This is a genomic window from Bacillus sp. B1(2022) (assembly GCF_040259625.1).
Lineage (GTDB): Bacteria > Bacillota > Bacilli > Bacillales > Bacillaceae > Bacillus > Bacillus velezensis.
In genome coordinates, this window is sequence record NZ_JANIFO010000004.1 from 18,882 (window position 1) to 42,551 (window position 23,670).

Annotated in this window: 23 protein-coding genes and 1 pseudogene; 14 read left to right on the top strand and 10 right to left on the bottom strand. The window is 44.8% G+C overall.

Features of this window, described 5'->3' with window-relative positions; all coding sequences use genetic code 11:
• Positions 1–135: 135 nt before the first annotated feature.
• Together NQS30_RS08450 and fdhF are read right to left on the bottom strand one after the other, a co-directional pair.
• Entirely contained in the window at positions 136–678 is a 543-nt protein-coding gene (locus tag NQS30_RS08450; RefSeq protein ID WP_069007192.1) for a helical membrane plugin domain-containing protein, read from the bottom strand.
• Positions 671–3,628 (bottom strand): formate dehydrogenase subunit alpha, encoded by a 2,958-nt coding sequence (gene fdhF, locus NQS30_RS08455; RefSeq protein ID WP_098081325.1) that lies wholly within the window; start codon positions 3,626–3,628, stop codon positions 671–673. The genes NQS30_RS08450 and fdhF overlap by 8 nt, the downstream gene beginning before the upstream one ends.
• Before the next feature lie 124 nt (positions 3,629–3,752).
• Here fdhF and NQS30_RS08460 point away from each other — a divergent pair, with 124 nt between their 5' ends.
• From NQS30_RS08460 to NQS30_RS08475, 4 genes are all read left to right on the top strand, one after another.
• Complete coding sequence (locus tag NQS30_RS08460) at positions 3,753–4,322, top strand: YjgB family protein (protein WP_012117342.1); 570 nt, start codon at positions 3,753–3,755, stop codon at positions 4,320–4,322.
• A gap of 97 nt (positions 4,323–4,419) precedes the next feature.
• Positions 4,420–4,821 carry a ribosomal maturation YjgA family protein gene (locus tag NQS30_RS08465; RefSeq protein ID WP_012117341.1) on the top strand — a complete coding sequence of 134 codons (402 nt, stop codon included), beginning with the start codon at positions 4,420–4,422 and terminating at the stop codon, positions 4,819–4,821.
• A gap of 43 nt (positions 4,822–4,864) precedes the next feature.
• Complete coding sequence (locus NQS30_RS08470; RefSeq protein WP_012117340.1) at positions 4,865–5,038, top strand: YjfB family protein; 174 nt, start codon at positions 4,865–4,867, stop codon at positions 5,036–5,038.
• 113 nt (positions 5,039–5,151) lie between these two features.
• Positions 5,152–5,334, top strand: a complete 183-nt coding sequence (locus tag NQS30_RS08475) for a hypothetical protein (protein ID WP_072177299.1) — start codon at positions 5,152–5,154, stop codon at positions 5,332–5,334.
• 283 nt (positions 5,335–5,617) lie between these two features.
• Here the strand turns inward: NQS30_RS08475 and NQS30_RS21410 are convergent.
• Positions 5,618–6,014 (bottom strand): annotated as a pseudogene (locus NQS30_RS21410) (MgtC/SapB family protein); the annotation flags it as partial.
• A gap of 101 nt (positions 6,015–6,115) precedes the next feature.
• Here NQS30_RS21410 and NQS30_RS08485 point away from each other — a divergent pair.
• Positions 6,116–6,448: a hypothetical protein gene (locus NQS30_RS08485; protein ID WP_095352223.1), complete on the top strand. Its 333-nt coding sequence runs from the start codon at positions 6,116–6,118 to the stop codon at positions 6,446–6,448.
• A 242-nt stretch (positions 6,449–6,690) separates the two neighbouring features.
• Here the strand turns inward: NQS30_RS08485 and NQS30_RS08490 are convergent, their stop codons facing one another.
• The 3 genes from NQS30_RS08490 to NQS30_RS08500 form a co-directional block, all read right to left on the bottom strand.
• On the bottom strand, positions 6,691–7,890 hold the full coding sequence (locus tag NQS30_RS08490) for a Kelch repeat-containing protein (RefSeq protein WP_232603447.1): 1,200 nt from the start codon (positions 7,888–7,890) through the stop codon (positions 6,691–6,693).
• Positions 7,891–8,188: 298 nt separating this feature from the next.
• Positions 8,189–8,872: an HAD family hydrolase gene (locus NQS30_RS08495; protein ID WP_218791605.1), complete on the bottom strand. Its 684-nt coding sequence runs from the start codon at positions 8,870–8,872 to the stop codon at positions 8,189–8,191.
• A gap of 17 nt (positions 8,873–8,889) precedes the next feature.
• Positions 8,890–9,651 carry a DeoR/GlpR family DNA-binding transcription regulator gene (locus NQS30_RS08500; RefSeq protein WP_007407321.1) on the bottom strand — a complete coding sequence of 254 codons (762 nt, stop codon included), beginning with the start codon at positions 9,649–9,651 and terminating at the stop codon, positions 8,890–8,892.
• 252 nt (positions 9,652–9,903) lie between these two features.
• On the opposite strand from NQS30_RS08500, the gene lacG reads away from it, so the two are divergent.
• The 9 genes from lacG (at position 9,904) to NQS30_RS08545 (ending at position 20,552) form a co-directional block, all read left to right on the top strand.
• Positions 9,904–11,304: a 6-phospho-beta-galactosidase gene (lacG, locus tag NQS30_RS08505; RefSeq protein WP_218791604.1), complete on the top strand. Its 1,401-nt coding sequence runs from the start codon at positions 9,904–9,906 to the stop codon at positions 11,302–11,304.
• Between the two features lie 63 nt (positions 11,305–11,367).
• Positions 11,368–11,682, top strand: coding sequence for a PTS sugar transporter subunit IIA (locus tag NQS30_RS08510; RefSeq protein ID WP_007407323.1), 315 nt, complete (start codon positions 11,368–11,370; stop codon positions 11,680–11,682).
• An 11-nt stretch (positions 11,683–11,693) separates the two neighbouring features.
• Positions 11,694–13,391 carry a PTS lactose transporter subunit IIBC gene (locus NQS30_RS08515; RefSeq protein ID WP_015239654.1) on the top strand — a complete coding sequence of 566 codons (1,698 nt, stop codon included), beginning with the start codon at positions 11,694–11,696 and terminating at the stop codon, positions 13,389–13,391.
• Between the two features lie 15 nt (positions 13,392–13,406).
• A complete protein-coding gene (locus tag NQS30_RS08520; RefSeq protein ID WP_218791603.1) occupies positions 13,407–14,576 on the top strand; it encodes a galactokinase in 1,170 nt (389 codons plus the stop codon).
• Between the two features lie 3 nt (positions 14,577–14,579).
• On the top strand, positions 14,580–15,572 hold the full coding sequence (galE, locus tag NQS30_RS08525; protein WP_218791602.1) for a UDP-glucose 4-epimerase GalE: 993 nt from the start codon (positions 14,580–14,582) through the stop codon (positions 15,570–15,572).
• A 1-nt stretch (position 15,573) separates the two neighbouring features.
• Positions 15,574–17,073: a UDP-glucose--hexose-1-phosphate uridylyltransferase gene (gene galT, locus NQS30_RS08530; protein WP_069007185.1), complete on the top strand. Its 1,500-nt coding sequence runs from the start codon at positions 15,574–15,576 to the stop codon at positions 17,071–17,073.
• Positions 17,074–17,124: 51 nt separating this feature from the next.
• Positions 17,125–18,237, top strand: coding sequence for a glycoside hydrolase family 53 protein (locus tag NQS30_RS08535; protein WP_069007184.1), 1,113 nt, complete (start codon positions 17,125–17,127; stop codon positions 18,235–18,237).
• Between the two features lie 286 nt (positions 18,238–18,523).
• The gene (locus NQS30_RS08540; RefSeq protein WP_007407329.1) at positions 18,524–18,997 is read left to right on the top strand and encodes a MarR family transcriptional regulator; all 474 of its coding nucleotides are present in this window, start codon (positions 18,524–18,526) and stop codon (positions 18,995–18,997) included.
• Positions 18,998–19,139: 142 nt separating this feature from the next.
• Positions 19,140–20,552 carry an MDR family MFS transporter gene (locus tag NQS30_RS08545; protein ID WP_218791601.1) on the top strand — a complete coding sequence of 471 codons (1,413 nt, stop codon included), beginning with the start codon at positions 19,140–19,142 and terminating at the stop codon, positions 20,550–20,552.
• Between the two features lie 99 nt (positions 20,553–20,651).
• Here the strand turns inward: NQS30_RS08545 and NQS30_RS08550 are convergent, their stop codons facing one another.
• From NQS30_RS08550 to NQS30_RS08565, 4 genes are all read right to left on the bottom strand, one after another.
• Positions 20,652–20,933, bottom strand: a complete 282-nt coding sequence (locus tag NQS30_RS08550; protein WP_007407331.1) for a putative quinol monooxygenase — start codon at positions 20,931–20,933, stop codon at positions 20,652–20,654.
• A 121-nt stretch (positions 20,934–21,054) separates the two neighbouring features.
• Entirely contained in the window at positions 21,055–21,975 is a 921-nt protein-coding gene (gene bla, locus NQS30_RS08555; protein WP_095532162.1) for a class A beta-lactamase, read from the bottom strand.
• A gap of 344 nt (positions 21,976–22,319) precedes the next feature.
• Positions 22,320–22,706 carry a VOC family protein gene (locus NQS30_RS08560; protein ID WP_007407334.1) on the bottom strand — a complete coding sequence of 129 codons (387 nt, stop codon included), beginning with the start codon at positions 22,704–22,706 and terminating at the stop codon, positions 22,320–22,322.
• A 290-nt stretch (positions 22,707–22,996) separates the two neighbouring features.
• A complete protein-coding gene (locus NQS30_RS08565) occupies positions 22,997–23,359 on the bottom strand; it encodes a hypothetical protein (RefSeq protein WP_015239647.1) in 363 nt (120 codons plus the stop codon).
• Between the last annotated feature and the right edge of the window lie 311 nt (positions 23,360–23,670).

Sequence of the window (23,670 nt, forward strand, 5' to 3'; positions counted from 1 at the left end):
AATTTTTTTCTATTCATAACCTTAACTATTAACATAACACAACAAAAGTCATGAATCCGGAGGTGAAATTTCTCCCAAGAAAACAGGAGAAGCGCACAAAAAACCCGAGCCTTCGGCCAGGCTCGGGAGATATGTTCACTCATTCGTCTGCGGTTTCTGGTGCTGCTTTTGGTCTTCAGGAGGCTGCGTATTTCTTTCCATATCGTCCGTATCAGCGCCCATGCCTTTCAGGAAAGAAAACAGCAGAGTGACGGCCTTGTTGATTTCCGGGTCTTTTAAAGCGCGGACGATATCAAAATACCCGGTCTTCCTGCCGCTGTCTTTTTCCTCGACGGCCTTTGTGACCCCCGCATTGATTTTAACGATAAACGGCTCAAGCTGTTTTACATCGAGCATGCCGAGAACGCCGCTTAACAGCAGGAGATTTTTCAGCATATTGGCCGTTTCCGGAGTATTCGCCTTCTTCACGAGGATATCCATCACTTTGTCTCCCTGGCCGAAGAGCCCGCGCAGAAGCGCCAAAACGCCGCGCTCGTTCATGTGCTGAAGAATGTGCAGAGATTCCAAAATCGCGTCTTTATTTCGTAAAAGAGCCGTCTCGATCTCTTCTAAGTCCTTTTTTCGTTTGTCTTCTTCTGTGACGGTCTGTTTTCGGATGCCGCTGATTGCTTTACCCATTTTGCTGTTTCCCCCTTTTTACGGCGTCTCCCGGAAATACATAATCTTTACGCGCCCATTTCCGATCAACCCGGACACCGATCTGCGGCTGCGGGTTTCCGTAACGGAAATTGATTTTCGGAAGCGGATTAACGCCTTCTTTTTTCAAAATCTCCATCTTCGCTGATGTTTCTTTATAAGCCGGTGTATCGGTATCCTTATCGGCATAGCTGCTTGTCAAAAGGTTAATGGCGGCGTCTTTTGAATCGTTCATCGGGAGATAGACTTGTTTGCCTTTTACCCTGTCTGTGATGACGCATTTGACTTTCACATTTCCGTACGGTGATGTCAGACGGACAAGCGTTCCGTCTTCCAGCCCTCTTTCTTCGGCGAGTTCGGGCGAGACCTCAAGGAACACACTCGGTGTTTTTTCGGATATTCCTTTTGATCGGTAAGTCAGATTCCCTTCGTGAAAATGCTCGAGCAGCCTCCCGTTATTCACATGGATATCATATTCTTCACCAAATTCTTTCGGCTCGGTCCACTGAACGGGATATAGAATCGCTTTGCCGTCTGAAAACGGGAACTTATCCGTAAATAAAAGCGGTGAATCGGTTCCGTCCGCTGCAACCGGCCATTGCAGTGAATTGTAGCCTTCGAGACGTTCGTAAGTGACGCCTGCGTAGAGCGGCGAAAGCATTGCCGCTTCTTCCATAATGTCTGCCGGATGTTCATAGTGCCAATCAGCGCCCAGACGGTTGGCGATGTCCGTAATGATCTGCCAATCAGGCTTTGAATCGCCCAGCGGTTCAAACACTTCGTAAAGGCGCTGCACCCTCCGTTCCGTATTCGTAAACGTCCCTTCTTTTTCAAGGCTCGGGCTTGCCGGAAGCACGACATCGGCGAACTCGGCCGTACGCGAAAGAAAGATATCCTGCACAACGAAGAAATCAAGCTTTTCAAATGCGGCATGAACATGGTTAATATTGGAGTCGACAAGCCCCATTTCTTCTCCTTTTAAGTACATGGACTTCAGTTTTCCTGAGTGGATGCCTTCGATCATTTCATGATTTGTCATTCCGATTTCTTTCGGCAGGTCTGTTCCCCAGCCCTGTTCATACTTTTTGCGGGCTTTTTCATCCGTTACTTTTTCATAGCCGGGGAAGCTGTCAGGCATACTGCCGAAATCACTGGCTCCCTGCACGTTATTATGGCCCCGAAGCGGATATGAGCCTGCGCCGGGCTTGCCGTAATTTCCGGTCACAAGAAGCATGTTGGAAATGGCCGTGCTCGTATCACTACCTCCGATATGCTGGGTGACCCCCATCGCCCACAGTGCGCACACGCTGCCGGCTTCATGAATCATCCGGGCCACTTTGATTAGGGTATCCTTATCCACACCGGTATGTTTTTCCGCATATTCCATTGTATAAGGTTCAAGGCTTTTCACGAATTCATCTAATCCGTTCACTCTCTCCTTCAGAAATGCAGTATCCGCCAAATCGTGATCAAGCAGATATTTCGATACGGCATTCAGCCAGACAATATCTGATCCGGCACGCGGCTGGAAAAACACATCGGAGCGCTCGGCCATTTCATGTTTTCGCAAGTCAGCGACGACGAGCTTCTGTCCGTGCAGTTTATGAGAACGTTTAATGCGTGTGGACAGGACGGGGTGAGACTCAGACGTATTTGAACCGATAATCAGCACGAGCTCAGCTTTTTCTATATCTGTAATCGACCCTGAATCACCGCCGTATCCGACCGTTCTGAACAATCCGGCCGTGGCGGGAGACTGGCAGTAGCGTGAGCAGTTGTCGACATTATTTGTGCCGATGACGGCTCTTGCAAGCTTCTGCATCACGTATGATTCTTCATTCGTGCATTTGGAAGATGTGATAAAGGCAAGTGCGTCCGGGCCGAAATGTTCTTTTATATCGGTAAATTTATCAGCGATCAGCTGCAGCGCTTCATCCCATTCCGCCTCCCGAAACGAGTCTCCTTCCCGGATAAGCGGTTTGGTAAGGCGCTTTTCACTATTGACGAAATCCCAGCCGAATTTCCCTTTCACACACGTCGAAATGCCATTTGCGGGCGCCTCGGCCTGAGGCTCGACCTTTAAAATGTCTCTTCCTTTCGTCCATATATCAAAACTGCAGCCTACACCACAGTAAGTGCATACGGTTTTCGTTTTCTTGATTCTTTCATCCCGCATGGCCGATTCCATGTCCGATATGGCCAAAATCGATCCGTATCCGGTTTCGACGCCCTTTGTGATGTCAATCATCGGCCGAAGCGTCTCTTGGTTAATGCCTGTTAAATACCCCGCTTCGCCTTCCATGCCTTTTTCCATCATGGCATTGCACGGACATACCGTCGAACAATGTCCGCAGGAAACACATGATGATTCATTGATCGGCACATCCTGATCCCAAATGACCCGCGGGCGTTTCCGCTCCCAATCAATGCTTAAGGTTTCGGTTACCTGTACGTCCTGACAGGCTTCGACGCAGCGTCCGCACAAAATGCACTGGTCGGGATCATATCGGTAAAACGGATTTGATTCATCTTTAGGATACGGTTTTTGATCGAACGGAATGCTTTGATGATTGATTTTCATTTCCTTTACGGTATTATGTACTTCGCAGCTCCCATTGTTGTAATCACAGACCGTGCAGTACAATTCATGGTTGTGCAAAATGTTGTCCATGCCGATAATCTGCGCTTTTTTCACATCGGACGAAAGCGTATCGATGACATCTCCGTCCTTTATTTGCGCGGAACACGAACGCACCAGTTCCCCGTTAACATTGACGATACAGGTATCGCACGTTTCAATCGGCCCGAGACTCGGATGATAACACACGTGCGGCACGTCAATTGAACTATTGTTCAAAAGCTGCAAAACGGTTTGGCCGTCCGGCGCTTCCATTTCAACCCCATTGATTGTAACTTTCTTTGTACCAGCCATTTTCTTTTCCCCTTTCTGTACCCCTCTATACATCCTCTATGATTCCCAGCCGGCCTTTCACTAAAACATCTCGTTTATCTCATGAAACATACGGGTATGAGCGGTAAAAAGGAGGCGTTCACATATGTTGAAGAAAAAAACACTCGCCACGGGATTATCGGCAGTAATGCTCACGGGATGCGCATTCGGCGCAGAAGCATTTTCGGTTACACAGCCCGTCCATGCCGCAGCCGCTTCAAAAACGGAAAACCAACGTGCACAAGAACTGGTGAACAGCCTTTACCAATCGGCGTTTAAAGGGGAAATGCCGCAAAATGTGAGAGGCCTGAAAATCAACCAAAGCACAAGACAGGACGTTTACGATAAAATCGGCGAGCCGGAACAAAAAGCAGACAGCCGCAATCCATTTGATTTATACAGCTGGAACATGGGAAACCCCGGTTATGGATTTTCCTATCATAAAAACGGAAAAATCTCGGAAATACGCTATTTCGGAACAGGGGTCGAGCGGCGCTTAAACCTCGGCAGCGTCACACCTGACGTCTTAAGCAAACAAATCGGCAGCGCTGACAAAATCCTGACAGTGCCAAAAACGGGCGAAACAGATTACGTCTACCATACGGGGCAGTATGAGCTCCGCTTCGTCATCGGCAGTGACCAAAAAGCAGACCACGTCAACCTAAAAGCCAGATAACGCAAAAAAAGCGGCCTCCCGGGCCGTTTTTTCATAGACAGCTTTTCCGTCGTTCCTTACAATACATGGGAGTACAAAAAAAGGGGAACAGTGTGAAGTGAATAGATATCCATTGACATACGGAATATGTACCGTTTTTATCATCGCCCTCGGTTTGCTGTCCAGAACCGCATACATCACCGCCCTATTGCCCGGCATCATAAACGCTTATTTAGGAGATGCCTTGTGGGCGGCAATGATTTTTACAGGATTCGGGCTTCTGTTTCGGAACATCCGGACGGAAACAGCCGCATTTTTGAGCCTCTCGTTTTGCTGTCTGATTGAATGCAGCCAGCTGTATCACGCGCCTTGGATTGACGCAATCAGAAGCAGCACGCTCGGCGGGCTGATCCTCGGCTGGCAATTTGTCTGGAGTGACATTTTCGCCTATACCCTCGGGGTATGCGCTGCCGCATTTTTAGAATGGGCCGTAAAAAGAAACCGCCAGTCCCCTTCATAATCGGAGCATGCCGCCGATATGAAGGGATAAGGAGGTGGAAGCTATGGATATCCCTGCGTTATCAATCGCTATGCACCAAGCATCTCTGGCGCAGAATGTAAATATCGCTTTAACAAAAACGGTCATGCAGCATGCACAGGCTGCGGCGGAAGAAACAGTGAAAATGCTGCCGTCCCAGCACCCGACTGCCGGACATTCAATTGATGTGAAAGTGTAAAAAAAGATGCCGGATGATAACCGGCGTCTTTTTTTTGCCCGTTGTACGTACACCATACCTGGCATACAGGAATAAGGTAAACGGAACCAACATTTGAAAAGGAGGTTTTCCTCTTGTACGATCCTTTCTATCATGAATACACAGCCGAGAGCCACGAACGGGTGCCATATCATTATCCGCGACCGCCTTATTATTTCCCCAGACCATATCCATACTATCCACGGCCGCCTTATTATTTCCCCAGACCGTATCCATACTATCCGCGGCCGTATATCCCGTTCTATCCTTGGTATTAATGTTTTAAAAGAAATGACCGCAGACAGGAGGCTTCCCCTGTCTGCTATTCAACTTTGACCGACAGAATATACGGGAGAGCTTGAACTTTTTCCATTACTGCCGCTTTCCCGCTTTTGCTTTTCACCCTTCCCTTCACTTCAAGCACCGCCTTATTCAATTCATAGGACGTAATAAGAATTCCTTTTTCCTCAAGAGAAGTTAAAATATCATGCATGACGGCTTTCTCCTCAATTCTGAAACTGACAGACAAAGAATGCGCCGCCGGTTTAAACAGAAAATTTAACAGTTCAAGCCCGATTAACGCCAAAATCGTGCCGCTGATGCCGATGACATACATACCTGCCCCGATCGTCAGCCCGATGCCCGACGTAGCCCAAATCCCCGCGGCCGTCGTAAGCCCCCGCACGACATGCCGCTGCAAAATAATCGTGCCGGCTCCTAAAAATCCGACGCCGCTGACGACCTGCGCCGCCACCCGGCTCGGATCAAAGGACGTATGGCTGTTGGATAACAAATCAAAAAAGCCGTATTTGGAAACGATCATCATCAAGGCGCTTCCGACGGCCACTAAAAAATGCGTCCTCAAACCGGCTTCCTTCGCCCTGAATTCTCTCTCCAATCCAATAAGAGCCCCAAGCAGACCCGCAACCGCCAGACGAATCACAAAATCAAGTTCCATCCGTCTCTCTCCTTTCCTTATCTTCTTACCCGCTTTTACACCCCAATCATGCTGTGTATCTTTTTTTAAAATGCACCGACTAATTGACATAAGGAGGTTTTATGAAATATATTCTGTGGTTTTTTATATTATTGTTATTTAGCTTATTTATTTTGGGAGGATATAAAGCATCTGTTTCTCACCCGGATTTCCCGGTTCCATTATTTGCTATACACAGCAAAACAAAGGAATATGAAAAAGGAAAATACGTTTCAAACTATACATACCGTTTCGCAAAAGAAGAAGAAGGTCCGAGCGGTTTATACCAATTGGAAATAGCCGAAAAAGGCTGGAAACTTAAAGGGCAGGAAGGACTTATCAAAACCTATGAAAAGCGAGGAGAACGTGTTTCACTTTTTTTCGGTACAGGGGAAATAAGCGTCATTGAAGAATGATCCTTCTCAAAAGACAGGCTGAAATCCGCAAACGGCATATCTTTTACGACTCCCTTTATCTCTGCGAATCTATAAATTCAACCAATATCTCAATTAAGGCGAACACTTTCTGATCCAAAAAATGCCGCCTTCAATGAGAAAATCATTATACAAAAACAAAAGCGCAACTGAAAAAGAATAAGCACCTCATAAAAAAAGCCCTCTTTTTAAAAAGAGGGCTGCAGAAGGAAACAGGTAATTATTTATTTATCTAAAGTGTATTCATTCACATTAAAAGTAAGAATGTTCCCAAAAACAATATGGTCCCTTCTATTTTGAAAAGGGCCTATATTATTATAGTGCTTCTCGATAACATATCTAGATAAGCCTATTCCAGAACTTTTTTGATCATACCATCTGATAAAATCTTTAATCTCTTCCATTGAAAGATCAAATTCTTTCTCAAGACCTGTGGTCATTGTAACAAGAAGAATTGCCCGATTACTGGCGGGCTGTTTATTTGGTGGTTCCTCAGGATTCTTTGGTTCTCCATCTTTATCCTCTTCGGTTTTTACCAGAGTAAGAGCATGCAGATATTCTAATGCATATCCAGACGGCGTTAGACCGCCAAAAAGATAAAGATTGTCTCCAACTGCGGCTATTCTGGCATCATATCTTTCAAAAGGATAGGGTTTTTCTACGCTAATTTCATCTTTAATTGGATCATATACTTTTGTTAAAGGCTCAATCACACTTGGATTTTTTCTACCGCCAATAATGTAAATCTTATTATTAAGGACAGCCGTTGATGTATTTTGCAAAGGTCCTAAAAATTTTTTACGATTCCATCTATCCAAAACAGGATCATATTCGTAAATATATTCGTTTAGATCGCTTCTGATATGTCCTTGAACTACTTCTTTAGTTTGCCCACCAACTAAATAAATCTTTCCGTTAAAAACTTCAGTTTCTGTTGCATATATATTAATTGGGGGCGCTTTTTTAACACTCCAAGTTTTGGATAAAGTATCAAAAGCATAATGTTGCGAATGAGCAGCATCGGTGTCGAATCCCCCAATCAAATAAATTGTATCGTTAATAACAGCGGCTGATGCATGGCAGGTCGGGGTCGGAATATCAGGTGCACTTCCCCATGTATTTGTTTTAGTATCATAAACATCTACAGAGCTGTAAACATTTGCTCCCTTATAACCGCCCAATACATAAATATAATTACCTATTACTGCTGTACATGAACCTACCCTGGGCGTGGGTATATCTAATCCTTGCGTCCATTTTTGACTTATGGTGTCAAAACTATAATTTTTGTTATATTCTTGATTACGTGCACCTCCTAATACATAAATGGAGTTACCCACAACAGCTGATTCAAAAGCATAATTAGGTTCAATCATATCAAGTAATCTTGTCCACTTTTCATATTTCTCTGTCAATTTATTCATTCCTCTCATCTTTGTGATAATTCTCATTTATAGATGGCGATCATATGACAAGAGATTCATTTAACTAAGCGATCCAAGATCACTTACTTTCGATCAAAGAAATATTGAAAAAGCCTCTCAATTTAAAAGTGATTTGGTTTTCACTTCTCGGTTATCGGCCAGCAGTTTACTAAAAACTTAGTACATAAGAGTAATATAGAATAACACCTCTCGATGAATCCTTAATGAAGCTCATAATAGCTTCAATCAAAGGCATATCACATTAAAGTAAAGATCACTCTCAATCCAACTGCATCTCTCAAACAGAATGTCCGGCAATCACCTCAAAAAACGAGGTGAAATCTGTCAGTATCCCGTCACCCGCCAGCTGTTTTTCTTCAAATAGCGCGCGGTTTTTCCCGAGAGGATCAATGGCTATAATCTTGCCTGCACCTGCTTTTTTCGCCGCTGTGAGCCCCGAAAAGGCATCTTCAATGACTACGCATTCTTCAGGTCTGAGGCCTAACTTTTCCGATGCGATGAGAAAAATATCCGGCGCCGGTTTTCCGGGGAAGCTCCCGTCATCAAACGTGACTTTGTCAAAATCAAACCACCGATCCAACTGAAAGACGTCAAAGTAAAACTCGACATTTTCCTTTACCGTAGCCGTGGCAATGGTCATTGGCGTTTCTGATTTTTTCAGATGGTTCAATACGCCGGTCAGTCCCTTCGTCAGCTTTAACTCATCTTTGTTTTCAAGGCATAATTCTCTGTAGTAGGCTTCTTTTTCAAAAGACAGCTTCTTGATTTCTTCATTTGTTAAATCGCCGGAAATAAAATACGTCAGGATTTCACTGTTTGTTCTCCCGTGAATGTTAACGAAAATCTCTTCATCAGAAATGGTTTTCGGCGCGTATTTTTTCACCATGAAAAACCATGCTTTTTCGTGCAGATGCGAATCTTGAAACATCGTGCCGTTAAAATCAAAAATAACCCCTTTCATTGAACCGCCCGCCTTTTTTATTTTTTTGCGATTTTGACATCTACATATTGCTCGTAATGAATTTGAACATCTTTCATCACTTTATCATCCGTAATCAGATAATCCATATCATGTAAGTTATAGAACACGTAAAAATCTTCCCGGTTGAATTTTTTATTATCCGCCAGCAAAAATTTCGTCCGCGAATTATTCAGCGCGATTTGATGAGCTTCCCCTTCTTCAATGCTGTAAGAAGAAATCTCATCATTATGTATGCCGTTGGCGCTGATGAAGGCTTTCGTAAAATTGAATTTCTGCAGATTGCCGTTCACGATGGGCCCGACGAAGGCACCGGTATTTTTTCGGAAATCGCCGCCAATCAGGATGGTATCCGCAGTGTCACCATGTTTTAAAATATCAAATACGGGATAGTTGTTTGTGATAATCCTGATTCGCTTATGCAGCAGGTGTTTGGCTAAAAGTTCAATCGTCGTGCCGGGCCCTAAAAAAACGGTATCGCCGTCATTTACATATGAAGCTGCGAGTTCCGCGATCTTCCCCTTCTCATCCATTTGAACACCCAGTTTTTCATTATGCGATAATTCGTGATCAATGGAATAAGATATGCTCTGTGCGCCTCCGTGAATACGTACGATTTTTCCGGCCTTATCCAGCTCGTCCAGATCTCTTCTCACTGTCATATCAGAAACATCCAGTTCATCGATAATATCACTCACCGTAATAAACCCCCGCGAGTTTACGATATCGATGATTTTTAAAAGACGCTCTTTTTTTAACATGTTCAATCATCCCCTCAACTTTACACACAATCTAACACACCGCGGCTATCCGGTCAACAAAAACAAACACTAACAAACAACATAATCAACATATAAAACAACGAAAAACTTATATAACCCCTATGAAAACAGATTTTATTTCTTTATGAAGCTATTGACAACAAAAATGTATGCGTTTACTATTAAACAAAAGATAACAATTACAAACATTAACAAACTTCAATTCACACATTGGCGAAGGAGGATTCAGTAATGCTCAAATTACCTCATGACTTTATTTTCGGCGGGGCGACTGCGGCATATCAAACGGAAGGCGCCACAAAAGAAGGCGGCAAAGGGCCTGTGGCCTGGGATGAATTTCTTGAAAAACAGGGAAGATTCAGCCCTGATCCGGCAAGTGATTTTTACCGCCAGTTTCCGGAAGATATTAAACTATGTGAAAAATTCGGAATAAACGGCATCCGCCTTTCTATAGCCTGGACGAGAATTTTCCCTGACGGCACGGGCAAAATCAATCAGGAAGGTGTTGATTACTATCATCGTATTTTCTCAGAGTGCCATAAACGCAACGTCACCCCTTTTGTCACGCTGCATCATTTCGATACACCGAAAGGATTATTTGACCAGGGAGATTTCCTCAACCGCGCTGCAATAGAAGCGTTTGTCAGCTATGCGGAGTTTTGCTTTAAAGAATTCAGCGAAATCAGATATTGGAGCACGTTTAACGAAATTTATCCCACAGCCACCAACCAGTATTTACTCGGGGTTTTCCCGCCATCTGTTAAAAGTGATATCACAAAAGTCATTCAATGCCTCCATCACATGATGGTAGCGCATGCGATGACCGTCAATCTTTTTAAAGACGGCGGCTATCCGGGAGAAATCGGTGTCGTCCACTCATTGGAAACAAAATATCCCGCCAGCGACTCAGAAGAAGACCGCCACGCCTGTTTTCTGGATGACGCGTTATCAGTGAGATTCCTCCTCGACGCCACCTACCTCGGCTATTATTCTGAGGAAACCATGCGGGCTCTGGATGAAATCTGTGAGGCAAACGGCGCTTCATACAAGTTTTCAGACAGTGACTTTGACGTGATGAAAAAAGCTTCAACGCGCAATGATTATCTCGGCATCAATCATTATCAATGCCATTTCGTCAAAGCGTACGACGGAGAAACCGTTATTCACCATAACGGAACGGGCGATAAGGGCACTTCGGTCTATAAAGTAAAAGGAATCGGCGAAAGAATTTACAAAGAAGGCCTGAAACGGACCGATTGGGACTGGCTCATTTATCCTGAAGGCATGTATGACATGCTGATGCGCATCAAACGGGACTATCCGCAATATAACAAAATGTACATTACCGAAAACGGCATGGGCTATAAAGATGAGTTTGAAGACGGCATCATTATGGATAAGGCAAGAATCGACTATTTAAAAGTCTATTTAGAAGCCGTCAGTAAAGCGATTACCGACGGAGTCAATGTAAAGGGGTACTTCTTATGGTCCTTAATGGATTTATTTTCATGGACCAACGGCTACAACAAACGTTACGGTCTTTTTTACGTCGACTTTGACACCCAAAAACGATATCCGAAAGAATCGGCCTACTGGTACAAACTTGTAAGTGAAACAAAAACAATCATTTAACGATCATACATGGTGAAAAGAGTCTCTTTTCATCATGTGTGCCGTCTTTAGGAGGTTTTTTTCATGACAAAGGAAGAATTGCAGATGCTCGGTTTTGAAATCGTCGCCTATGCCGGCGACGCCAGAAGCACTTTATTGAAAGTCCTGAAAGAAGTCCGTGCCGGAAACTTCGAAAACACGGAAGCAGCATTGAAAAGCGCCGATGAAAATTTAACCCTCGCCCACAATGCGCAAACGAAAATGTTAGCTGAAGAAGCTGACGGCAAGGACATGGAATTAGGGTTTATTTTCGTTCACGGTCAGGACCACTTGATGACAACCCTTTTGCTCCGTGATCTTATTCAGGATTTTATAGAACTCTACCGAAGCCGCCGATAAGGAGTGGAAAAATGAACGGTATCATCAAGCAAATCGAAAAGGGAAAACCGTTTTTTGAAAAAATCTCAAGAAACATTTATTTAGGCGCGATCCGCGACGGCTTCTTAACTGCCATGCCTGTTATTTTATTCGCCAGCATTTTTATCCTCACCGCCGCTGTGCCGGAAGTGTTGGGTTTCACTTGGCCTAAAAGTGTTTCTGAATGGCTTTGGAAAGTTTATAACTATTCAATGGGCGCCCTCGGTCTGATCGTTGCGGCAACAAGTGCGAAATGCCTGAGTGAATCAATGAACCGAAAAATGCCGAAAAACAAAGGGATCAACCCCGTTTCAGCGATGCTTGCTTCAGTCGTCGGGTTTCTCATTTTAAGCGTCACTCAAATCGACGGCGGATTCTCCACGGAATACCTCGGCACAAAAGGTCTTTTAGCCGCTTTTGTATCCGCTTTCATAACAGTGAACGTTTACAGATTCTGCGTGCTGAAAAATATTACGATTAAAATGCCTAAAGAAGTACCGGGTACCATTTCACAAACATTTAAAGATGTTTTTCCGTTCGCTTTTTCCGTTTTGGCCATGGTGATCGTTGATTTATTGATCAGGAACACGCTGAACGTATCGTTTGCAGAGGCTCTCTCCTCTCTCTTATCGCCGTTTTTTACCGCCGCAGACGGTTATCTGGGGATTTGTGTCATTTGGGGAATGATGGCGCTGTTCTGGTTTGTCGGCGTTCACGGTCCTTCTATTGTGGAACCGGCCATCGCAGCTATTATTTACGCAAATGTGGAGGCGAACCTGCAGCTTCATAATGCAGGTGAGCAGGCGTCCAACGTGCTGACCGTCGGACTCGGGAACTTCGTCGGCACAATGGGAGGGACCGGCGCAACCCTTGTGGTTCCGTTTATCTTTCTTCTTTTCGCGAAATCCAAGCAATTGAAAGCAGTCGGAAAAGCATCCGCGGTTCCGGTGTCTTTCGCAGTAAACGAACCTCTGCTCTTTGCTGCGCCGATCATTTTAAATCCTTATTTTTTCATTCCGTTTGTTGTAACGCCGATGGTGAATGTCTGTCTGTTTAAATTTTTCGTGGATGTCATCGGAATGAACAGTTTTATGTATGTTCTTCCGTGGGCCACCCCGGCGCCCGCCGGCTTGATTCTCGGAACCGGCATGGGGCTCTCGGCTTTTGTGCTGACAGCTGTATTAATCATTGTCGATTTCCTGATATACCTGCCATTCTGTAAAGCTTATGACAAAGTATTAGCGGCGAAAGAAGCCCAACACACCGAGCCTGAAACCGCGCCGCAAACATTACAGCCCGCCATGGCCGGCGCCTCCGAAGACGCGTCCTCCGTCATCAGCACAAATCTTCAGGAATCCTCATCCGCCTTGGAACACAGCACCAATGTGTTAGTGCTGTGCGCCGGAGCGGGAACGAGCGCCATGCTTGCGAACGCACTGACAGAAGGAGCCGAAGAATATAACGTGCCGATTACCGCCTCAGCAGGCGCCTACGGATCCCATTACGACATCATGAAAGACTTCGATATGATCATTTTGGCTCCGCAGGTCGGCTCTTATTACGATGACATTAAAGAAGATGCGGACCGCCTGCAAGTGAAACTCATCGCAACGAAAGGAGCAGAATATATCAGCCTCACCAGAAATTCACAAAAAGCCATTCAGTTCATACTGGAGCATACCTCAAAATAGAATCGGAGGTTTATCATGGAAACCAAACTTTTGAAATCAAGATTCGAAGACATTTTCAAGAGAAGTAACGGAGAACTGTTTTTCGCACCCGGCCGGATCAACCTGATCGGGGAACATACGGATTATATAGGCGGCCACGTTCTTCCATGCGCGATCACGATCGGAACTTATGCCGTATGCGCAAAACGCGGAGATCACCAGATCCGGTTATACTCAGAAAACTTTCCTGACAGCGGCATTGTCTGCCTTGATCTTTCCGCCACAGCATACAAAAAAGAAGACGGCTGGGCCAATTATCCGAAGGGGATGATCCATTACCTTCTTAAAGCCGGCGGCCAAATAGACAGCGGAATGGATATTCTTTTTCACGGTACAATTCCAAACGGAGCCGGTTTAAGCTCCTCCGCTTCTATTGAAATGTTAACAGGTTCCATTTTAAGAAAGTTATTCAGCCTGGATGTTACCGATACTGAACTGGCGCTTATCGGAAAAAGAGTCGAAAATGAATTTATCGGCGTGAATTCAGGCATTATGGATCAATTCGCAGTGCAAAAAGGCAAAAAGAACATGGCCATTCTGTTAAACTGCGATAAGCTTGAGCACGAAATGATTCCGGCTGCTTTTAACGGATATAAAATCGTCATTATGAATACGAACAAGCGCCGGGAGCTGGCGGCTTCAAAATATAATGAACGCCGCAGCGAATGTGACGAGGCTCTTTCAGAACTGCGGCAATATCGGAATATCGCATCACTTGCAGAATTGACGGGAGAAGAATTCAACAAACTCGAATCCCTTCTCTCCTGTGAAACTTTGCGTAAAAGAGCCCGGCACGCGGTCAACGAAAACGAGCGGACCCTCTCAGCCGCGGAGGCTCTCAAATCGAATGATTTGAAAACGTTCGGCGAGCTGATGAATGCGTCCCACCGTTCTTTACGCGATGATTATGAAGTGACCGGTGACGAATTAGACGCGCTGGCTGAAGCAGCCTGGAAAGAAGGAGCACTCGGAGCGCGGATGACGGGCGCGGGGTTCGGCGGCTGCGCCATAGCCATTGTGGAAAGTGAAGAAACCGCCGGCTTTATCCGGGCCGTTTCATCTCACTACCGCAGCAGGACAGGTCTTGAAGCTTCTTTCTACATCGCGGATATAAGCGATGGCGCGGCTGAATGGAGGGAAAAATAAATCATGGCGATTCTCGTTCTCGGCGGAGCCGGCTATATCGGTTCTCATGCGGTTGATCAATTATTAAACAAAGGATTTAAAACGATAGCTGTGGATAATCTCCAGACAGGCCACCGGAAAGCTGTTCATGAAAAAGCAGTTTTTTACCATGGAGATATCCGTGAAAAACCGTTTCTTCGCTCTGTGTTTGCGAAGGAGAACGTAACAGGCGTTCTCCATTTTGCCGCTCAATCCCTTGTCGGCGAATCAATGAAAGACCCTCTTTCATATTTCAATAATAATGTGTACGGTACGCAAATTACGCTGGAGGTCATGCAGGAATTCGGGGTGAAACACATTGTGTTTTCTTCATCCGCCGCTGTATACGGCGAACCTGAAAAAGTGCCCATCACAGAAGACATGCCGGAAAAGCCGGAAAGCGCATACGGCGAATCAAAACTCATGGCAGAAAAAATGCTGAAGTGGTGTGAAACCGCCTGCGGCATAAAATATGTCTCGCTTCGGTATTTTAACGTTGCCGGCGCGAAAACGGACGGTTCCATCGGAGAAGATCATCATCCGGAAACCCACCTTATCCCTATCCTTTTACAAACCGCGCTCGGTCAGCGCGAGGAGGTTTTGATATTCGGCACTGACTATGATACAAAAGACGGCACGTGCATCCGCGATTATGTCCATGTTTCCGATTTAATCGATGCCCATATTCTCGCTCTGGAATATTTGCAAAACGGCGGAGACAGCGGCATTTTCAATTTAGGATCAAGCAGCGGGTTTTCCGTATCAGAAATGGCGGAAGCGGCCCGGCAAGCGACCGAAAGAGACATAAAAGTAAGAGCGGCCGCAAGAAGACCCGGTGATCCAAGCACCCTCATCGCTTCCAGCGATAAAGCGCGGAACATTCTGGGCTGGAATCCGAAACAAACGGACATATCGGAAATCATTGCGTCAGCATGGAATTGGCATCGGCAACATCCAAACGGATACAAGGACAAATGAAATGGAGGCGGCGGTCATTGAAGTTTTTGAATCAGTGGCAGGGTTTCTGAAAGAAAGCACTGTCTTAGGCGACATAAATGAAACTGATGTGATTTACACAAGAAACAGACTTCTCGATCTGCTCGGACTGACGGATTATGCAGAACCGGAACATATCAAGAAACAAAACAGGCTTCACTATTTGGACGAAATGGTGAAAGACGCGGTAAAACGGTCAATCATAAACGATACGCCGGCTGAAAGAGACATGCTGGGAAGCAGAATCATGGACGTGATCACACCGGCCCCTTCTCTGATCAATGCCGCGTTCAGGGAATTGTTATCAGATTGCCCGAAAAAAGCAACAGATTACTTTTACCGACTGAGCCAAAACAACGACTATATTAAGACGCGGGCTATTCGAAAAAATATCGTGTACCGCTCACCAACACCTTTTGGGGCATTGGACATCACCATTAATTTATCAAAGCCCGAAAAAGACCCTAAAGACATCGCCGCGGTAAAAAACAGTCCGGAAAACCGGTATCCGACATGCCTGCTCTGTATGGAAAACGAGGGGTATGCCGGAACACCGCATCACCCCGCCCGTTCAAACCACCGCATCATCAGGCTTGACTTAGCGGGAGAACAATGGGGGTTTCAATACTCTCCTTATGCGTATTACAGCGAGCACGCTATCTTTCTTTCAAGCGTGCACAAGCCGATGAACATCAGCCGTGACAGCTTCAGAAGGCTTCTGGCCATAACGGAAATCTTCCCGCATTATTTCGCGGGATCAAACGCAGACTTGCCGATCGTAGGAGGCTCCATTCTTTCTCACGATCATTATCAAGGCGGCGCCCATGAGTTTCCGATGGCAAAAGCGGGTTCCCTCTACCCTTTTCATATGCGTCATTTTCCAGACGTTCAGGCCGAAGCCGTGAAGTGGCCGGTATCAGTGATCCGCCTTCGCGCAAAAGATCCGGATTTGCTGACAGATGCCGCTGCGTATGTTTTTGAAAAGTGGCGGGAATATTCAGACGAAACCGTCAGCATCATCGCAAAGACAAATGAACCCCATAATACCGTCACCCCAATTGCCAGACGCAGGGGAACGGATTTTGAAATCGATCTCGCTCTCAGAAACAACCGCACCTCCGAAGATTATCCGGATGGCATTTTTCACCCGCATCAAGATGTCCATCACATCAAAAAAGAAAATATCGGTCTGATTGAAGTGATGGGACTCGCCGTTTTACCTCCCCGCCTGAAAGATGAGCTGGCAGAAGTGAAAAAGTATTTACTGAATAAACCTCATGACATCAAAGACATTCATCTTCCGTGGGCCGAAAACATCAAAGCGGATGAAGACGTGACACCGGAAAATGCAGCCGCTGTTTTACAAAAAGAAACCGCGAATGTATTTTTACGCGCGCTGACCGATGCAGGCGTTTTTAAAATGACACACGAAGGAATTCAGGCGTTTCAGCGTTTCACGACGTTATTGGAGAATGGCAGCTGAAACATTCAGAGTGAAATCAATCAACAATCTTTTTTATCAGGAGGTATTGTGATGTTCAAAAACCGATTGAAACGTGTATTTGTAAACGCAATCTGTCTTTCTCTCATTTTCACTGCTTTTACATTCTTTGAGAAGTCTCCTAAAGCAAAAGCGGATGCCCCGTTTGCCTATGGCGCTGATATAGGATGGCTGAAACAAATGGAGGACGAAGGTGTGCGCTGGCTGGATGACGGCGAAAAACAGAAAGATGCCTTGCAGATTCTTAAAGATCACGGAATAAATGCCGTGAGACTGAGAGTGTTTGTGAATCCGCCAAGCAGCTATTATTGGCTGAAAGACGGCACAACATGGACCATGCTCGGCTATAGTGACAAAGCGGGCGTACTTGCAGCGGCAAAAAGGGCAAAAGCGTTAGGAATGAAGGTAATGGTTGACTTCCATTACAGTGATGTGTTCGCTGATCCAGGCCACCAGATCAAGCCGAACCAATGGACCGGCTATTCAAACAGCCAGCTGCAGGCAGCCGTGTATAACCATACGTACGATGTCATGAAAGAACTTAAAAATCACGGCATCTCCCCTGATTGGGTGCAAGTAGGGAATGAAATGAATTCAGGAATTTTACTGCCCGACGGCAGCACGAACGATTTCAGCAAATTGACCGCCTTACTGAACAAAGGCTATGACGCCGTGAAATCCGTCAGCCCGGCCACCAAGGTCATCAGCCATTTGGCACACGGCACGGACAACAGCCTATTCAGATGGTGGTTTGATCAATTCTTTAAAAACGGCGGGAAAACCGACATTATCGGCGTTTCGTTCTATCCCTATTGGGAAGGTAAGCCGTACTGGGAGCTCACCGGCCATTTATCATCTAATTTGAATGACATCGCCTCACGCTACAACAAGGAAGTCATGGTGGTTGAACTGGGCGGAGATGAAAATAATCCGAAAGATTCCTACTGGACCATAAAAGACACCATAAAACTGGTGAAAGCCGTTCCGAACGGCAAAGGAACCGGCGTATTTTACTGGGAACCCGAAGCTCACTCCAGCGTTCTGTCAGACGCGTACCCATTAGGCGCAACCGCCAAAGTGTCTAAAAACGTCTTGAAATACACAACCGCAATCGACGCTTTTCATGATGCCGCAACAGGAAAATGATTGATGCCTAATCTCAAGCAGGCTCATTGCGCAGCCTGCTTTTTGATAAGGCTGTAGTGTTAGCCTGTTATGAAAAAGAGCAAGTAACGAATACGGAAAGAAAAATACTCGAAGACCCACGTTTCGGTTAAAAAGCCGCTTTTTAAATAGAATACTTCTTCTCTTCCCCCTCCTTCTTATTTCTGCGCACTATCTCTCAGTTCCTAAATAATAACTTTACGATTGTTGAAAAAGAAACAAACATTTTATAATATTGTGTAAGCACCACCGAGCAGGAGGACGGGACATGGACAAAAAAGAACAGCTCCTCACGGATTTCAGGGACTTTTTTAACAAGATGGTGTGGCTGAATAGGCTGAAGATGGAAGAAAGCCTTAAGGGGCATAAACCTTCTGAAGTGCATTGCATCGAATTCATCGAAAAAATTGAAGACGCCAATGTGACAAAACTTGCGGAGTCCCTTTATATGACAAGAGGCGCCATAAGTAAATTAACGAAGAAGCTTATCAATAAAGGCCTTATCGAAAGCTATCAGAAGCCGCTTAACAAGAAAGAAATCTATTTCAGGCTTACTGAGCAAGGAAAAGTCATTTATAAAATTCACGAGGAATTGCACAAAGAGTTTCAAGAACGGGACAAAATCGTGTTTGAACAAGTAACTGATGAACAATTTGACACGATGCTGAACTTCGTGGAAACATACAGCAGGCATTTGGATTCAGAAATAAAGAAACTTGGTGCAGACATGAAATCGGAATAAATATGAATAAAACCATAGGCAGCCCTTCTCCATGAAAACGGGCTGCCTTTTTATATCCCTCTTATTGTTGACAAAGAAACAAAATCACTCTATTATTTTGTTGACGAGGAAACAAAGACAGCAATTTTGAGAGGAGAGTAATATGTCAACACATAAAAGAAAGGAACTTCGGGTGCCAAAAGAAGTTCTCACAGCCGCCTGGGCTATTGCACTGGGAGCAATCGCTCCAATGCTTGACTCTACGATGGTAAACATCGCCATCGGCAAACTGACCAAAGACTTCAACACGACATTGGATACCATTCAGTGGTCCGTTACAGGCTATGTCTTAGCACTTGCGATTGCAGTACCCGTATCCGGCTGGCTTATGAATAAATATAACGGTAAGAAAATCTTCATCGGCTCAGTCATCGCCTTTGGTGTCATTTCTGTTTTTGCGGGGATGAGCCGTGACGTTTCCAGCTTCATCTTCTTCCGTTTGCTTCAAGGATTCAGCGCCGGTATTATGACTCCGCTTATGTCAACACTCTTGGTTAAAACGGCAGGTCCGGAAAACCTGGGAAAAGTGATGGCAATCGTCAGCACCCCTATGATCTTCGGCCCGATCTTAGGACCTGTCATCGGAGGCTTCATCGTCCAAGGCGCTTCATGGCATTGGATTTTTTACATCAACGTGTTCATCGTTTTGATTGCTGCACCGCTTATGATGAAAACCATTCCAGAATTTGAACCATTCAACAAAGATCGTAAACTCGATATTTTCGGGATTATCAATTTGTCATTAATGAGCGCGGCATTGATGTACGGTATTACGAAAGCGGCGGATCATGCATCATTTAACAATAGCGACACCATTTTATGGGCGGGCATCGGTCTTGTTTCAGCAGCCATTTATCTTGTATATAATCAGATCAAGAAAAACCAAACCGTGCTGCCTATGAATTTGTTTGCAAACAAAAGCTTCTTATCATCTTCGATCGGGTTGTTCTTAGCGAATGTTGCCATCATGGGGCCGATGTTAATACTTCCGCTGTTTTTTCAAAACATTCGTCATTTCACGGCAGCCGGAGCAGCACTCGCTTTAATCCCTCAAGGAGTCGGAATGCTCGTGACTCGTCCGCTGATCGGAAAAATGATTGATAAGATCGGTGCGAAATACGTGGTTACGGTCAGTCTTGTTCTTTCGCTGATCGGATCTATCCCGCTTATTTTTATCACCGATAACACAAGTATGATTTGGATTTCCGTCGTATTATTTATCCGCGGCACCAGTTTTGGAGGAATTATGCTCCCATTGATGAGTGACGCTTATACAGGCCTTGACAGCAAACAGCTTCCGGAAGCAGGTGTCGGTATTCATATGATTGAAAACCTCGGTTCCAGCTTTGGGTCAGCTGTGATCGCAACCGTTACCGCAACTGTCATACAAGGATTGCAGCCGACGATTCCGAACAGTTTAAAAGGCTACCATGCCGGATTCTTAGTATCCGTCATCATCCTTGCCGCCATCTTCATTCCAAGTCTGTTCCTTACCCATAAAAAGACTGCGATATAAAGAACTTTTTAAAGTAAAAAACCCTTGCACAGCAAGGGTTTTAGTGAATGAAACTGATGATGGTTGCCGGCAGAGTCAGCCAACAATAGACAAAGCCTTTTACTCATTCACATTGCTTTTCATTAACCATTCTACTTCCGTTAATTCTTGTTTTTGAACGTCTTTTGTATGTTTTTTCGTAAAATGGACTTTAACAGCTTCTTCGTTTTCCCAAATCTCCCAAAGCATGATTTTGCGTTCTGATGGTTCGAGCGGATAAGCATGGAACTGAATACAGCCTTCTTCTTTGTTCGTTTCTTCCTCAAGTTTTTTGAACTCTTTCATTATTTCATTAAGGTCTTTATCACTGATGATTTTTAAGCATGCCGTTATGTAATGCATCGAAATTCCCCCTCTTCCCATCTTTTTATGGCTTTACATTATAACATGTATCGAAAAACGAAACCGGCATACCGCATTCTCAACATATAAAAAACCGTCCATAAAAAATGAACGGCAATGTTTATTTAAGAGCATTTAGAGCGACTTTTGCCGCCTCAGCGATAAGAGCATTATTATAATTGGCATCTTCCGTAAACCGGTTTGACAGGATTGCCAAAACAATTGGGGCTCTGTCAGGCGGCCAAACGATCGCAATGTCGTTTCGTGTTCCGTAGCTTCCGGCTCCGGATTTATCGCCGACTTCCCATCCTGCAGGAGCGCCTGCCCGAATCAGTTCGTCGCCGGTAGCGTTGCCCCGCATCCAATCTGTTAAAATCGTGCGCTTGTCAGCCGTGAGAGTGTTACCCAAAGCGAAAGTCTTAAGGTCATTCGCCAGTGCTTTTGCGGTGCTTGTGTCACGACGATCCCCAGGAATCGCAGAGTTTAGATCCGTCTCGAATCGATCAGCTTTTGTTACATGATCCCCAATCTGTTTCAGTGATTTTTCAAAACCTTTGGGGCCGCCAAGCTGATGCAGCAATAGGTTTCCGGCAGTATTATCGCTGTAACGGACAGCGGCTTCTGAGATTTCTTTCAGGCTCATGCCTGTATCCAGGTGTTTTTCTGTGATTGGAGAATATGTAACCAAATCGTCTTTGCTGTAGCGGATGATGGCATTAAGTTTTTCATTTGAGCTTGTCTTCAGAACAGCAGCTGCAGCCAGAACTTTATAGGTTGATGCGTAAGCAAACCATTCATTCGGCCGATAGGCGATTGTCTTGTTTGAACCTGTATCAATCGCATAAACGCCGAGCCTGGCATCAAATTTTTTCTCAAGCTGAACAAATTTCTGATTCGTTATACAGCTTGTCATTTTTGTGTTTTCTATGGATTTTGCTTCAGCATGCGCTGAGCCGAATAAAGGGTTGAAACCGGTAAAGCTTAAACATAAAAGTCCAATGCATAGTCCAACTTGGATTCCCGCTTTATTTTTCACATTCAGGCCTCCTTATTATAATAATTTTGTATACATCTTCTAATTAACATTACAAACAGGATGAAAGTCAATATATTTCCTGTGAGATGATTAAATCCTGCATTCTGATTCCCCTTATTAAATGCGCCGCCCTTGCCGCGTCTGAATGTTTGCAGGTCCGCTTCGTGTTCATCATCTATTTGTTATCCCTCCGTGCAAATAAAAACGGACACCAGTCGAGCACAGTGATGCTGTGCAATGATCAGTGTCCGCAGGCTTTCCGTCTTGGACCTACTTATGTTTCTCTTGCAGACTATAAAAATCATAAGTAAGTTAACAAACGCATTACCTTAATCTCGCCAGTCAAAAAATTATATCATTTTATATATTTCAATAAGATTATTATCTGGATCTCTGAAATGAGCCACTCGTGCACGCCATTCCTGACGATCATGTGGTTCATTGACGCATTTAATCCCTTGCTTGTGCAGATAGTCATACGTTTTATCAACATCTTCTACCTTAAACTGAAGCAAAAATCTTGATTGCGCATCTCCGTCTAAAGATTTTCTTTCTTCTCCAACTATTTCAGCCATATTTTCTCGAGATAAAAGCTCTATTTTCGTTTCTCCATTATCGAAAAGTGCATATTCCATTTCCTTCTCTAACCAACTGATTGGAAGTCCTAATGAATCTTTGTAAAACTCGACGCTTTTCTTAAAGTCATTAACCAATAGTCTAATTTGCAGCAACTTCATATTGAACGCCTCCTATCATTTTACTGGCCATTCATTTAATCATACAATAGGGACCTGACAGCATTATGTCAAGTTTCCATAAATTTTTTTCCATACTGCACCTAAATTTCGGATGAAAGCCTTCGGAGATTCATGAAACTGCGTTTGATCAATTCACATTCTTGGTTTGAATTTTCCTTCACTTCACCGTGGAGGCTCCGGCCGTGTAAGTCGCGCATCCGTAAACATCCGGCCGCCGCTCCTGTAAGTAACACAACTGATAAATGATTGACTGAATCGTTTTTTCACCGTCATTGCTTCCCCTGTTTTTTGTATTCTGCGATTTCCCTAGGGGTAGCCTTCCGGACTCCGTCTGTGTCTGTCCTGTTTGCCACTTGAGCGCCTTCCATGTTTTTTATCTCGCTGACTACTCCCAAATGCTCTAAATACACATGATCACCAATCTTGAAACGATTCAGTTTGGCCCGCTCCTCTGTCATGCTCCTGTATTCAGTCGCGGCTTTCATTTTTAATTCAGCCAGACACATTTGACAAAGGGTTACTGTTACAGAATTGCCGTTAAAATCAGTAAACGAAACCGCTCTGACAGATTCCTTTTCCGGGTGCATCGTGCATGTTTTCTTCATAGGTGATGGCCGTGTAAATTCAATCATTCCGCTTCCTCCTCAAAAAAGTCGCTTCGTCCCTCTGACGTAACAGCGGATGAATGGGAAGTTCCATACACCCGCATTCAAACCGTCACAATTACATGGAGGTTGCCTTCCCTTCGCCATCTGACGGATTTTCATACATCCTTCATAGCTGTAAGCCTATATTCCTTTATATTCCCAATGCTTGCCGTACTTCCCTGTTAAGATGAAGTTTCTAAAGCTGTGGACCAGTTGCCGCATGTTGGTTCCATGCGGAAAGCAGTTTGGACCGTCGTATCCTAATTCATACGGGTGAATTTCAGCCCTCTAATATG